We start from the raw sequence: 12,549 nt of genomic DNA on the forward strand, positions 1-12,549 counted from the left end.
GTGCCGACCAACGGTCGGCACCCACCACGATCAAACCTCGGCCGCGCCGAGCGTGGCGTATAGGCGGCTGGGGCTGTCGATGCCCGGCAGCTGGATGACCCCGCGCTCGTGCATGCCCAGGCCCAGCAGCACCTTTGCCGAGGCGACGTTGTCCAGATCGGTGATGCCGTAGAGATCCTGCAGGCCCAGCACCGTGCGCGCGTGATTGAACACCGCCCGCGCCGCCTCGCTGGCATAGCCCTGCCCGACGAATTCCGACAGCACCGCGTAGCCGATATCCGGCGCCGGCAACCCATCCCGCCGCACCAGCCCGGCGTTGCCCAGCCACGCACCATCGGACAGCCGCTCGATCGCATACATGCCGAAGCCATTCAACGCATAGCTGTGCAGCACCCGCAGGGCGATGTACTCGCGCGCCTGCGCTTCGTCGCGCACATTGCGGTCACCGATGAACCGCACGAAGCCCGGATCATTGAGCAGGGCCAGCATCGGTGCCGCATCACGGTCCGGTTCAATGGCCCGCAGACGCAGGCGCTCGCTTTCAATCGGGTGCACGGACAAACCTCCAGCCAGAAGCTCCGATTGTGCCTCAGCCCCCGGCTGTTGCCGTGGCCTTTGATCTTCTTTTTCTTTTCCGTGGCTGACGCGCACGGAACCTGTCCAAGGCCGGGTAGATGGGTTGCGCAGGGGCGTGAGCCGCATGGATGCGGCGACCGAGCTTACAGGGACGTACTTGCAGCGTCCCCTGCGCAGCCCATCTACCCGGCCAAGCACACATGCACCGCGAACGGCCACGAGGGGCTGCGCCGTTCGCCGGTCAATCGAACAACGCCTCGATCGCCGCCAACCCCGCCGTCGCCCGTTCCTTCTTCCGCGCCGCATCCGCCACCGGATCCGCGCCATCGCGCTGGATCTCCTCGGCCGGAATCTCGTCGAAGAAGCGGCTCGGCTTCAACCGCACGTGCTCGCCGAACTTGCGGGTCAGCTTGCTGTAGCTCATCCACAGCTGGATCTTGGCGCGGGTGATGCCCACGTACAGCAGGCGCCGCTCTTCCTGCAGATTGCCCTCGTCCAGGCTGACCTGGTGCGGCAGCACGCCATCCTCGCAGCCGACGATGAACACGTACGGGAATTCAAGGCCCTTGGAGGCGTGCATGGTCATCATCCGCACCTGGTTGCCACCCTCGTCCTTGTCACTGCGCGACAACAGCGCCAGCTGGCCGGCCAGATCGGCAGCAGTGGCGCCACGCGGGCCACCCTCGAACCACTGCGCCAGCTCTTCGATGTTGTTGGCACGACGCTGGTAGCTGGCTTCTTCCTTGGCCTGCTGGCGCAGCTCGCTGAGCAGGCCCGATTCCTTGGCCACCTTGCGGATCATGTCGCCGGAGCTGATCTGTCGCGTCTGCGCACGCAGGTCACGCAGGATGTCGGTGAAGCGCGCCAGGCTGTTGGCCGCGCGCGGTGGCAGCTGCTGCAGCGCGCCGATCGCTTCGGCGGCCTGCGCCATCGGCATGTCCTTTTCCGAGGCCAGTTCGGCCAGCTTGGCCAGGGTGCCGGCGCCGACCTCGCGCTTGGGCGACTGCACCGCACGCAGGAAGGCGGTGTCATCGTCCGGGTTCACCAGCAGCCGCAGCCACGCCAGCGTGTCCTTCACTTCCTGGCGCTCCAGGAACATCGTGCCGCCGGTCAGGTGGTAGGGGATACGCAGCAGCTGCATCGCCTTTTCCAGCGGACGCGACTGGAAGTTGCCGCGGAACAGGATGCAGAAATCGCTCCACGGCACGTTGCGCGTCTGCGCCACGAACGCAATCTCGGCGGCGACTTTCTCGGCCTCGTGTTCGCTGTTGCGGCACTCCCACACGCGGATGCGCTCGCCATCGGCCTGGTCGCTCCACAGCTTCTTCAGGTGTTCGTGCGGATTGTTGGCGATCAGCGCATTGGCCGCGCGCAGGACGCGGTTGGAACACCGGTAGTTCTGCTCCAGCTTGATGATTTCCAGGGCCGGGTAATCGCGCCCCATCTGCTGCAGGTTTTCCGGGTTGGCGCCACGCCAGGCGTAGATCGACTGGTCGTCATCGCCCACGCAGGTGAAGTTGCCCTTGTCACCGGCCAGCTGCTTGAGCAGGCGGTACTGGGCATCGTTGGTGTCCTGGCATTCGTCGACCAGCAGGTAGCCGATGCGTTCGCGCCAGGCCAGCGCGATGTCCGGGTTCTCTTCCAGGATCTGCACCGGCAGCCGGATCAGGTCATCGAAATCGACGGCGTTGAACGCGCTCAGGCGCAACTGGTAGCGCTCGTAGATGCCGGCCGCTTCCTTTTCACGATTGCTGCGCGCAGCGGCCATCGCCTGCTCCGGCGACAGTCCGGCGTTCTTGGCGCGCGACACCAGGTTCTTCATGTCCTCGATGTCGTCGGGCTTGGCGCCGTACATCAGGTCCTTGATCTGCGCGGCCGCGTCATCGGCATCGAAGATCGAGAAACCGCGCTTGAGCCCGACCGCGGCATGCTCGATCTGCAGGAATTTCAGGCCCAGCGCATGGAAGGTGCAGATGGTCACTTCATCGGCATCCTGCTCGCGCAGGCGTTTGGCCACGCGCTCGCGCATTTCCTTGGCCGACTTGTTGGTGAAGGTGATCGCGGCGATGCGCTTGGCCGGGTAGCGGCCACAGCCGATCAGGTGGGCGATCTTCTCCACGATCACGCGCGTCTTGCCACTGCCGGCGCCGGCGAGCACCAGCAGCGGTCCTTCGATGTGGAGGACGGCGGCAGCTTGGGGGGGATTGAGACCGTGCATTGGGTGGGGATTGTAGCGGGCGTTGATGGCAGCCACAGCCGCCGGCCGGTGGGCTTGCTGAACGGCTTCGGCCGGTGCCGGGTGGCGTCGTACAATCGGCCGATGGCCAAGCTCTATTTCTACTATTCGGCGATGAACGCCGGCAAGACCACCACCCTGCTGCAGAGCGCGCACAACTACCGCGAGCGCGGCATGCGCGTGGCGATCCTGACCCCGCGCCTGGACGACCGTGCCGGCGCGGGCGTGGTCGCCTCGCGGATCGGCCTGCGCGCCGACGGCATGGCCTTCGAACGCGACACCGACCTGCAGCAGTGGGTCACGCAGGATCTGCAGGCCAACGGGCCGCTGGGCTGCGTGCTGGTGGACGAGGCACAGTTCCTCAGCCGCAGTCAGGTCTGGCAGCTCAGCGAGGTGGTCGACCAGTTGCGCATCCCGGTGCTGTGCTATGGCCTGCGCACCGATTTCCGCGGCGAGTTGTTCGAGGGCAGCCAGTACCTGCTGGCCTGGGCCGACGAGATGCAGGAGATCAAGACGATCTGCCACAGCGGCAAGAAGGCGACCATGACCGTGCGCGTGGACGAGCACGGCCATGCCGTGCAGGACGGCCCGCAGGTGGAGATCGGCGGCAACGAGCGCTACGTCTCGGTCAGCCGCGCCGAGTTCAAGAAGATCACCCGGGGCGAGGGCCGTATCGATCCGGCGCAGGCACCGCTGCCGCTGTAGGGCGTGACGTCCAGCCGTTTACAAGTAGACGGCTACGTGCCTAGGCTGCGGCAACGTCTGCTGCCGAACTGGATGTCCGCCATGCGTTCCGCCCTGCTGTTGATGCCGCTGTTGTTGCTGCCTGTACTTGCCGTCGCCTCCGGCCAGGCGCCCGCCGCTCCGCTGGATGATGCCGCACTGCTGGGCGCCGGATTTCTGGACGGACATCCAGACATGAAATTCCGGCAGTGGGGCATGGATGCGCTGCACCGCGGCGATGCCGAAGCGGCGATGGACAACTTCCGCAAGGCGGCCCGCTATGCCGACAAGCCTGCGCAGGGCCTGCTGGGCGAGATGTACTGGTACGGTGTCAAACGTGCTGCCGACCCGGTCATGGCCTTTGCGTGGATGGATGTCGCAGCCGAGCGCGGATACCCGTTGATGCTCGAGCTGCGCGACAAGTACTGGGCAGCGCTGCCGTTGGAGCAGCACGATATCGCGCGTGCGCAGGCGCTGCGGCTGCGCGATGAGTACGGCGATGCGGCGGCTCGCCCACGCCTGGCCGCGGAACTGCAGCGGGGCAAGCGTGCGATGACGGGGAGCCGGACCGGCTCGTTGTCCAACAACGTGGACATCGTCTACATGGATGGAGGCGTAAGCCGAACCATCAAAGCCGATCGCCTCTACGATCCCACGTACTGGGATCCAGACCGGTATCAGCGGTGGCAAGACGAGAACTGGATGAAGATCCGTCGCGGCACCGTGGAAGTCGGCCTGCCGACCCAGACGCCACCTCCAGCGCCCATCGACGGCAAGCCGTGACCCAGCGGTGCCGGCGGCCAGCCGGCACCCTGCATCCACTCAGTACAGCGTGCGCTCCGGCGCACCGGCCGGCGGCGGGGTGTACTGGTACAGCCAGGTTTCGGTGAGGGTCTTGCCGCCACTGCGCAGGTACAGGCGGATGTCGATCTGATCGGTGCTGCCCTCCGGCGGCACCAGGTCGAACATCGCGCGGTAGCCCTTGATCTCGCGCAACGGCCGCGCCGAGACGATCTCCACCCGGCCACGGCTGGTTTCGACAACCGCTTCGACGTCGGCCTTGTCGATCAGGCCGGCCAGTTCGCCGCCTTCGAAGTCCACCGCGAAACGCCACGAGAAATACTCCCGCTTCTTGCCGATCACTCCGCCCAGACCGGTTCGGCTGGCCACGCAGTGGGCCAGCGGCGTATGCGCCGGCGGCTGTGCGCCCCAGTACAGCCGGTAGCCGACCAGCAGTTCCTGGCCCGGCTGCGGCTTTTCCTTCGGGTTCCAGAAGGCCACGATGTTGTCGAAGGTTTCATCGACAGTGGGAATCTCCACCAGCTGCACCGAGCCCTCGCCCCAGTCGCCCTTCGGCTCCACCCACAGGCACGGGCGCTTCTCGTAGAACACGCCGTCGTCCTGGTAGTGATCGAAGTTGCGGTCACGCTGCAGCAGGCCGAAGCCACGCGGATTGCGGTCGACGAACATGTTGAAGCGCAGGTTGCGCGGGTTCAGCAGCGGCCGCCAGATCCATTCGCCAGCGCCGGTCCACAACGACAGGCCGTCGGTATCGTGGATCTCCGGGCGCCAGTCCCAGCCCATGCGGCGGTCGTTCTCGCCTACCTGGTACATGCTGGTGCAGGGCGCGATGCCGAGGCGTTCGATCGCCTTGCGCGGGTACAGCGCGCTGTCGATGTCCATCAGCAGCACGTCGCCGTTGGTGACGGCGAAGCGGTAGGCACCGGCCACGCTGGGCGAATCCAGCAGCGCGTAGACGATGATGGTGTCCGAGTCGGCCGCAGGTTGTTCCAGGTAATAGGCGATGAAGTCCGGGAATTCCTCCGGCTTGCCCATGCCGGTGTCGATGGCCAGGCCGCGCGCGGACTGGCCGTACTGGCCTTCCTTGCCCACGGCGCGGAAGTAGCTGGCCCCCAGGAACGCGGCGAAATCTCGGTCGGTGTCCTTGCGCGTGTTCAGTCGGAACCCGGCAAAGCCGAGGTCGGCCGGCAGCTCGCCGTTCTTCAACCCGCTCTTGCCGTAGTTGAACGCGGCGCCGTCATAGGCCAGTTCCTGCGCCTTGCCGTCGACCACGTCGTACATGCGCACGGGCGAATGGAAGTACAGGCCCAGATGGAAGAACTTGGCCTGGAATTTTCCCGGCTGGTCGGCCCACAGGGCATGGTCCTGGCGGTAGCCGATCGACTGGTACTGATCCCAGTCCAGCGCCTCCAGCTTGCCCGGCAGCACCCGCTTGTGGCTCTGGTACGGCGCCTGTGCCAGCGCGCGCGCCTGCCCCTTCAGGGCGGCGAAATCGAACGGCTGCGGCTGGCCAAGCCGGCGCAGCCCAAGCTGGCCACTCCTGCTGGCCGCGCAGGCCGGCAGTGACGGCAGGCCGAAGGCGGCCAGGGCCAGGGAGGCATTGCGGATGAAGTCGCGTCGTTGCATGCAGGCGCGGGAGCAAAGGGAAGGTCGGCCATCATAGGCAGACAAACGTTAACGGGCAGCGGTGGAATCGATGCGCTGTTCAGCCTGTGCCAATGCCGCGATGCGCGCATCGAGCTCCTGCAGGGCCGGCGCCTGTGGCCCGCGCTGGGCCAGCAGCAGCTGTCGTGCCTCGGCCAGCACGCTGCGGGCCTGTGCGGTCTGGCCGGCCTCCTGCAGGGCCTGCCCCTGCGCCAGCAGTGCCTGCGGCAGCAAGGCGACGTGGTCCGGCTGGCGCCAGATCGCCACCGCGCGGGCGTAGTGCGCCGCCGCTGCCGAGGGGTCGTCGCTGGCGCTGGCCCACTTGCCGAGGGCGAACTCGCCGTAGCCGATCTCACGATGATCCGGGCCCAGGGCGCCGAGCAGCTGTGCCTGCACCTGCCGCAGTTCCTGGCCGGCCAGCGTGCGCTGGCCGCGCTGCAGGGCCAGCAGCGCGCGTGCGCGGCGTACCACCAGCGCCTCCGGGTGGCGCGGTCCCCATGCATCCTGCGCTGCCTGCCAGGCCAGCTCCAGCTCGGCCGCTGCCGCCTTGGTGTCGCCCTGGCGGGCCAGCACATCGCCCAGTTGCCGGTGCAGGCTGATCACCTGCGGGCTGCTGGCGTCGGCGCGCTGGCCGAGCAGGGCCAGCGCCTGCCGGTACCCGGCCAGCGCAGCCGGCAGGCGCCCGGCGGTGGCGTCCAGCGCGGCCAGATCGGCCAGTGATTCAGCACGCCCGAAGCGCTCGACCATCCCCTGGTGGCGCAGCGCCAGCGCCTGCTGGAACGAGCGGCGCGCCGCCTCGGCGTCACCCAGCTGGGCCTGGCACCGCCCCAGCTGGCTGTGGAATTCGGCCACGGCCGCCGGCAAGGCCGCCGCCTCGCTGGCCGCCAGCGGTTGCAGCGGCTGCAGGTGCGCCAGGCACTCGCGCGCGCGGCCGAGCATGCGCAACGCGCGCCCGCGCTGGGTCACCGCCTCGATCTGCAGCGCTGGCGGCACCTCGCCCACCGCCTGCAGCAGCCGGCGCTGCTGGTCCAGCGTCTGCAGCGCCAGCTGGTAATCGCCCAGGCCGATGCGCAGGCGGCCGATCACCCCCTGCAGCTCGGCCAGCGCCAGCGGCTGGTCGGCGAGTTCGGCTTCGCCCCGTTGCTGGCCGGTGGCCAGCAGCTGCGGCACGTCGAAATGGCCGTGGCGCTGGCTGGCCGCCTTGTCGAACAGGCCGACGGTGAAATCCTGCATGGCCTGCGCACGCGCCATTTCCACCCGCGCCTGGCGCGCCTGCCACAGGGCGATGGACGTGGTCAGCAGCAGCGCCAACACCGACAGCGTCGCCAAGGCCACGCCCCAGCGATGGCGGCCAATGTACTTGCGTACCCGGTACCCCACGCCCGGCGGTCGCGCCTGGATCGGCTGCCCCTGCAGGTAGCGGCGCAGGTCGCCGGCCAGCGCTTCGGCCGAGCTGTAGCGCTGCTGCGGATCCTTCTGCAGGGCCTTTTCCAACAGCACGTCCAGATCACCCCGCAATCGCTTCGCCTGCCGCTGCAGGGCGCGTTTCGGCGCTCCGGGCTCGGCGGCCAGCCGTTGCAGCAGCGCCGAGGCACGTGGCGCCTGCACATCCAGGATCGAGCGCTCCCATTCCGCGTCGCTGTGCCGGCGCAGGCGATAGGGCTTGTGCCCGGTGACCACCTCGAACAGCACCACGCCCAGCGAATAGACGTCGGTCAGGGTCGTCACCGCCTCGCCCCGCACCTGTTCCGGCGCGGCGTAGTGCAGGGTGAAAGCGCGGATTTCGGTGGCCGGATGGGCCGCGTTCGGATCGTCGTGGTCGAGCAGCTTGGCGATGCCGAAGTCGAGCAGTTTCACCGTGCCATCGGCGCGTACCAGGATGTTGGAGGGCTTCAGGTCGCGGTGCACCACCAGGTTCGCATGCGCATGGCTGACCACCGCGCAGACCTGCAGCATCAGCTGCAGACGCGCTTCCAGCGGCGGTTGCAGGCGCCGGCAGTAGTCACTGATCGGCTCGCCTTCCACGTAATCCAGCGCCAGGTAGGGCTGCCCGTGCTGGTCCACCCCGGCGTCCAGCAGTTGTGCCAGATGCGGGTGCTGCAGGCGGGCCAGGATCTGCCGCTCGCGGCCGAAGCGTTGACGCAGGCCGGGATCGGCGACGCCACTGCGCAGCAGCTTCAGTGCGACCTGGCGCTGGTACAGGCCATCGCAGCGCTCGGCCAGCCAGACCTCGCCCATGCCACCTTCACCGAGCGGGTGCAGCAGCCGATAGGGCCCGACCTCGCTGCCGGCACGGCCCGGCGGTGGCGCGGTCCATAACGGCTGGGCCATGAACTCGTGGCTGTCGGCTTCCTGCTGCAGCAGGTGTTCCAGCTCGCGTCCCAGCGTCGGGTCCTGCGCGCTCAAGCGCTGCAGGCGCAGCTGGCGGGCGGCGGGTGCCAGCTCCAGCAGCTGGTCCAGCCAGGACGACAATTGCTGCCAGCGGGCGGTATCCATGATGTGGGTGGCGGCGACTCAGTCGCTGCGCATCGCGGCCAGCAGGAACAGCCGTGCTTTCTGCCAGTCACGGCGGATGCTGCGTTCCGAGCGCTGGCTAAGCTCGGCGATCTCCAGCTCCGACAGCCCGGCGAAATAGCGCAGTTCCACCACCTTGGCCAGGTGCGCATCGACGGCCTGCAGGCGTTCCAACGCCACGTCCAGGGCCAGCAGATCCTCGTCCAGGCGTATGCCGCTGCTGCTGTTCTCGGGAATCTCGGCCACCCGCTTGAGGTCGCCACCGCGCTTGCGCGCCAAGCGGTTGCGCGCGTAATCGACGACCACGCTGCGCATTGACGATGCGGCGTAGGCGAAGAAGTGCGAACGGTCCTCGAAACGCGCCGCACCGCGGCTGCCCAACAGCTTCAGGTAAGACTCGTGGACCAGCGAGGTCGCATCCAGGGTGCGCCCCTGCTGCCCGGCCAACTGCCGCCGGGCCATGCTGTGCAGCTCCTGGTACAGGGTGGTCAGCACGCGGTCGAGCGCGGCACGGTCGCCGCCGCGCGCAGCATCCAGCCAGACAGTGATATCCGGGCCCTCGTCCATCGCCAACGCTCCCCCGCAGCGGATGTCGGCTGGACTATAGCGCTGCGCGTGTGCAGCGCATGAAGACGTTCAGCGCTGGCAGCGGCTGCACCACACGCTTGCGCGCTGGCCGATCATCGCGTGCTTGAGCGGGCGGCCGCAGCTGGGGCACGGCAGGCCATCGCGGCCATACACCAGCAGCTCCTGCTCGAAGTAGCCGGGGGCGCCGTCGGGGCTGATGAAATCGCGCAGGGTGGTGCCGCCACGGGTGATGGCGTAGCCCAGCGTTTCCTTCACTGCCGTGGCCAGCCGCCGGTAGCGCTCGCGGGTGACCTTGCCGGCCTCGCGCAGCGGGCTGATGCCGGCCTTGAACAGGCTTTCGGCGGCGTAGATGTTGCCCACGCCGACCACCACCGCCTGGTCCATCAGGAAGGTCTTCACCGGCGCGCTGCGGCCCCGGCTGCGGGCGAACAGGTAGTCGCCGTCGAAGGCTTCATCCAGCGGTTCCGGGCCCAGCCCCTGCAGCAACGGATGGATCTCGCCGGCCGGCTGCCAGAGCAGGCTGCCGAAACGGCGCGGGTCGTTGAAACGCAGTAGGCGGCCGTTGTCCAGGCTGATGTCCACATGGTCGTGGGCGCGCAGCGGGGTGTCGCCGGGCAGCACGCGCAGGCTGCCGGACATGCCCAGGTGCAGCACGGCGCTGCCGATGGCGGTGTCCAGCAGCAGGTACTTGGCGCGGCGGCGCACGTCTTCGATGCGCTGGCCGGGCAGCAGCTCGGCCACTTCCGGCGGGATCGGCCAGCGCAGGTCGGCGCGGCGCAGGATCACCCCATGCACGCGGCGGCCCTGCAGGTGCGGCGCCAGGCCGCGGCGGGTGGTTTCTACTTCGGGCAGTTCGGGCATGGCACGATTCTATGCCCGCTCAGCGTGGTGGTGCAGCCAGTTCGCGCGCATCCAGGAACCCATCGCCGTTGGCGTCCTGCTTGTGGAAGCGCTGCACGATCGTCTGCCGCTGCTGTTCGCGGGTGATGGCCCTGCCCTTGCCGCCGGGCAGCTCGTCGCCACTCAGCACGCCATCGCCGTTGCGATCCATGCGATCGAAGGCGTACAGCATCCACTGCAGGTACTCGGCTTCACTGACCTTGCCGTCGCCGTCGCTGTCCATGCGCTGCAGGTAGCTGGTGGTGTCGCTGACCTGGGCCTGCACGGCAGGCGCCCACACTGCGACCAGCAGCAACACCGTCAGCGCAGCCCTCATCCGCCCACCAGGGTGTAACCCTTCAGTCGCGCGGCATAGGCCTGCAGCGCGGCAATGCCGCTTTCCTCGGCCTCGCGGCACCAGGCCTGCAGTTGACGCAGGCGCTCGGCGGCATCGTGGCCACGTGCTTCCAGCAGCGTTGCCAGGCGCGCGCGGTATTCCACCAGGGTACGGATGCGCGGGCGCTGGGCGACCCATTCGCTGAGCTGCGCGCGGCTGTCCGGCTTCAACCAGCGGCCGTCGTTGACCAGGCCACGGCGCAGCCGGCGCGGCAGCAACCGGCGCAGCTTGGCACCGGCGTACCGTGCTTCCTCGCGCAATGCCGGCATGAACACGTTGCGCTGGTAGTCGGTCATCGCCTGGAAACGATGCGACAACAGGGCTTTCAGGGTGTCGGCGTCGGGCACGGCGATGTTGGGGCGCACGTCCATCGCCGGCGCCACCCGCAATACCTTGGCCAGGCGCAGGGCCTGCAGCAGGCGGATCGCGCTCCAGCCGATGTCGAACTCCCAGCGCCGCATCGCAAAGCGCGCCGAGCTGGGGAACGCATGGTGGTTGTTGTGCAGTTCCTCGCCGCCAATCCAGAACGCCCACGGCGTCAGGTTGGTGGAGGTGTCGGCCGACTCGTAGTTGCGATAGCCCCACCAGTGGCCCAGGCCATTGACCACGCCGGCGGCCCAGAACGGAATCCACGCCATCTGGATCGCCCACAGGGCGATGCCCGGCAGGCCGAACAGCACCGTGTTGATCGCAAACAGCAGCACCGGGCCGAAGGTGGCATAGGGGGTGTACAGGCGGCGCTCGATGGCGTCGTCCGGCGTGCCGCGCCCGTACTGTTCGATGTCCTCGCGCATGCCGCGTGCTTCGCGGTAGAGCTCCACGCCGCGCCAGAACACCTGGCCGATGCCCCGGGTGACCGGGCTGTGCGGGTCGTCCTCGGTTTCCACCTTGGCGTGGTGCTTGCGATGGATCGCCACCCATTCCTTGGTGATCATCGAGGTGGTCAGCCAGGTCCAGAAGCGGAAGAAGTGCGCGACCACCGGGTGGAAGTCCACGCCCCGATGCGCCTGGCTGCGGTGCAGGTAGAGGGTGACCGAGAAGATCGTGAGCTGGGTGAAGACCAGCAGCACCAGGGCCAGCTGCCACCAGCCCAGGCCAAGCACGCCACCAGTCAGCAGGGACATCAGGGCATCAGGCATGGCGGCTCTCCAGAGCGACACAGGTATGGAAGACATCATGGGCGCTTGCGTTGCAAACTGCACCTTGCACCGCTGGATTGGCAGCGCCATTCCGTGGCTTCGTTCACAGTTGGGGACCCGTGTTGTCGAGCCTTGATCCGCGCATCCGCGCCGTAGACCCTGCCCCATCCGCCGGGGACCTGCCGCCCTTGATCGAACTGGACCGCGCCAGCGTGATGCGCGGCCAGGTGAAGGTCCTGCACGGGCTGAGCCTGCGCATCGCGCAGGGCCAGCACACCGCCCTGCTCGGCCCCAATGGCTGTGGCAAGTCCACCTTCATCAAGCTGATCACCCGCGAGCTGTACCCGCTGGCGCAGGCCGACGGCACGGTGGCGGTGAAGGTGCTGGGGCAGAACCGCTGGCAGGTCGACCGCCTGCGTTCGCAGCTGGGCATCGTCACTGGCGACCTCAGCAGCAACCTGGCCGACATGCCGGGGCTGACGGTGGAGCAGGCGGTGCTGTCGGGGTTCTTCGCCAGCTACATGGTGCCGGCCTTCCGCGAGGTCACCGCCGACATGCGCGGGCGGGTCGGCGAGACCCTGGCGATGACCGGTGCGTCGGGCCTGCGTGAGCGTGCCTACGCCGAATTGTCGGCCGGCGAGACCCGCCGCGTGCTGATCGCCCGTGCGCTGGTCAACCGGCCGCAGGCGCTGCTGCTGGATGAACCCTCCACCGGGCTGGACCTGGTGGCCCGCCAGCAGTTGATCGCCACCATGCGCGTGCTGGCCCAGCAGGGCATCACCCTGGTGCTGGTCACCCATCACATCGAGGAAGTGATTCCCGAGATCGAGCGTGTGGTGCTGCTGCGCGACGGCCGCGTGGTGGCCGATGGCGCGCGCGCCGAGCTGCTGCGCGACGAACCGCTGTCGGCCGTGTTCGGCGGCGCGATCACGGTGGTGGAACAGGAAGGACGGCTGACCGCGTACGCGGGGTGATCGACATGCCACTGTAGAGCCGAGCCTATGCTCGGCTGCTCTTGGCCGCGGGAACGGCAGCCGAGCATAGGCTCGGCT

At 68.2% G+C, this 12,549-nt stretch carries 11 protein-coding genes; 3 read left to right on the forward strand and 8 right to left on the reverse strand.

Going from position 1 to position 12,549, the window contains the following annotated elements; genetic code table 11:
* Nucleotides 1-30: 30 nt before the first annotated feature.
* Both ACFX4F_RS19080 and ACFX4F_RS19085 read right to left on the reverse strand, forming a co-directional pair.
* Entirely contained in the window at nucleotides 31-555 is a 525-nt protein-coding gene (locus ACFX4F_RS19080; protein ID WP_099819466.1) for a GNAT family N-acetyltransferase, read from the reverse strand.
* A gap of 262 nt (nucleotides 556-817) precedes the next feature.
* Nucleotides 818-2,794 (reverse strand): UvrD-helicase domain-containing protein, encoded by a 1,977-nt coding sequence (locus tag ACFX4F_RS19085; RefSeq protein WP_099819465.1) that lies wholly within the window; start codon nucleotides 2,792-2,794, stop codon nucleotides 818-820.
* A 102-nt stretch (nucleotides 2,795-2,896) separates the two neighbouring features.
* Between ACFX4F_RS19085 and ACFX4F_RS19090 the strand changes: the two genes are divergently transcribed.
* Together ACFX4F_RS19090 and ACFX4F_RS19095 are read left to right on the forward strand one after the other, a co-directional pair.
* Complete coding sequence (locus tag ACFX4F_RS19090; protein ID WP_099819678.1) at nucleotides 2,897-3,517, forward strand: thymidine kinase; 621 nt, start codon at nucleotides 2,897-2,899, stop codon at nucleotides 3,515-3,517.
* A gap of 81 nt (nucleotides 3,518-3,598) precedes the next feature.
* Nucleotides 3,599-4,318: a sel1 repeat family protein gene (locus tag ACFX4F_RS19095; RefSeq protein WP_099819464.1), complete on the forward strand. Its 720-nt coding sequence runs from the start codon at nucleotides 3,599-3,601 to the stop codon at nucleotides 4,316-4,318.
* A gap of 39 nt (nucleotides 4,319-4,357) precedes the next feature.
* Here the strand turns inward: ACFX4F_RS19095 and ACFX4F_RS19100 are convergent, their stop codons facing one another.
* The 6 genes from ACFX4F_RS19100 to ACFX4F_RS19125 all read right to left on the reverse strand — a co-directional run bounded on the left by ACFX4F_RS19100 (nucleotide 4,358) and on the right by ACFX4F_RS19125 (nucleotide 11,497).
* Nucleotides 4,358-5,962 (reverse strand): glucan biosynthesis protein, encoded by a 1,605-nt coding sequence (locus ACFX4F_RS19100; RefSeq protein WP_099819463.1) that lies wholly within the window; start codon nucleotides 5,960-5,962, stop codon nucleotides 4,358-4,360.
* 48 nt (nucleotides 5,963-6,010) lie between these two features.
* Entirely contained in the window at nucleotides 6,011-8,476 is a 2,466-nt protein-coding gene (locus ACFX4F_RS19105; RefSeq protein WP_099819462.1) for a serine/threonine-protein kinase, read from the reverse strand.
* A gap of 18 nt (nucleotides 8,477-8,494) precedes the next feature.
* Entirely contained in the window at nucleotides 8,495-9,061 is a 567-nt protein-coding gene (locus ACFX4F_RS19110) for an ECF-type sigma factor (protein ID WP_099819461.1), read from the reverse strand.
* Nucleotides 9,062-9,130: 69 nt separating this feature from the next.
* Nucleotides 9,131-9,943, reverse strand: a complete 813-nt coding sequence (gene mutM / locus ACFX4F_RS19115; protein WP_099819460.1) for a bifunctional DNA-formamidopyrimidine glycosylase/DNA-(apurinic or apyrimidinic site) lyase — start codon at nucleotides 9,941-9,943, stop codon at nucleotides 9,131-9,133.
* A gap of 19 nt (nucleotides 9,944-9,962) precedes the next feature.
* Nucleotides 9,963-10,298: an EF-hand domain-containing protein gene (locus ACFX4F_RS19120; protein WP_099819459.1), complete on the reverse strand. Its 336-nt coding sequence runs from the start codon at nucleotides 10,296-10,298 to the stop codon at nucleotides 9,963-9,965.
* A complete protein-coding gene (locus ACFX4F_RS19125; protein ID WP_099819458.1) occupies nucleotides 10,295-11,497 on the reverse strand; it encodes an acyl-CoA desaturase in 1,203 nt (400 codons plus the stop codon). The genes ACFX4F_RS19120 and ACFX4F_RS19125 overlap by 4 nt, the downstream gene beginning before the upstream one ends.
* A 215-nt stretch (nucleotides 11,498-11,712) precedes the next feature.
* Between ACFX4F_RS19125 and ACFX4F_RS19130 the strand changes: the two genes are divergently transcribed.
* On the forward strand, nucleotides 11,713-12,471 hold the full coding sequence (locus ACFX4F_RS19130) for an ABC transporter ATP-binding protein (protein WP_243379997.1): 759 nt from the start codon (nucleotides 11,713-11,715) through the stop codon (nucleotides 12,469-12,471).
* Nucleotides 12,472-12,549: the final 78 nt, after the last annotated feature.

This window comes from Stenotrophomonas sp. YIM B13575 (genome assembly GCF_042787595.1).
Lineage (GTDB): Bacteria > Pseudomonadota > Gammaproteobacteria > Xanthomonadales > Xanthomonadaceae > Stenotrophomonas > Stenotrophomonas lactitubi_B.

Coding starts and splice junctions, on each gene's coding strand:
- ACFX4F_RS19100 (WP_099819463.1), bottom strand. CDS start 5,962: ATGCAACGACGCGACTTCATCCGCAATGCCTCCCTGGCCCTGGCCGCC.
- ACFX4F_RS19095 (WP_099819464.1), top strand. CDS start 3,599: ATGCGTTCCGCCCTGCTGTTGATGCCGCTGTTGTTGCTGCCTGTACTT.
- ACFX4F_RS19110 (WP_099819461.1), bottom strand. CDS start 9,061: ATGGACGAGGGCCCGGATATCACTGTCTGGCTGGATGCTGCGCGCGGC.
- ACFX4F_RS19085 (WP_099819465.1), bottom strand. CDS start 2,794: ATGCACGGTCTCAATCCCCCCCAAGCTGCCGCCGTCCTCCACATCGAA.
- ACFX4F_RS19125 (WP_099819458.1), bottom strand. CDS start 11,497: ATGCCTGATGCCCTGATGTCCCTGCTGACTGGTGGCGTGCTTGGCCTG.
- mutM (WP_099819460.1), bottom strand. CDS start 9,943: ATGCCCGAACTGCCCGAAGTAGAAACCACCCGCCGCGGCCTGGCGCCG.
- ACFX4F_RS19120 (WP_099819459.1), bottom strand. CDS start 10,298: ATGAGGGCTGCGCTGACGGTGTTGCTGCTGGTCGCAGTGTGGGCGCCT.
- ACFX4F_RS19105 (WP_099819462.1), bottom strand. CDS start 8,476: ATGGATACCGCCCGCTGGCAGCAATTGTCGTCCTGGCTGGACCAGCTG.
- ACFX4F_RS19130 (WP_243379997.1), top strand. CDS start 11,713: ATGCGCGGCCAGGTGAAGGTCCTGCACGGGCTGAGCCTGCGCATCGCG.
- ACFX4F_RS19090 (WP_099819678.1), top strand. CDS start 2,897: ATGGCCAAGCTCTATTTCTACTATTCGGCGATGAACGCCGGCAAGACC.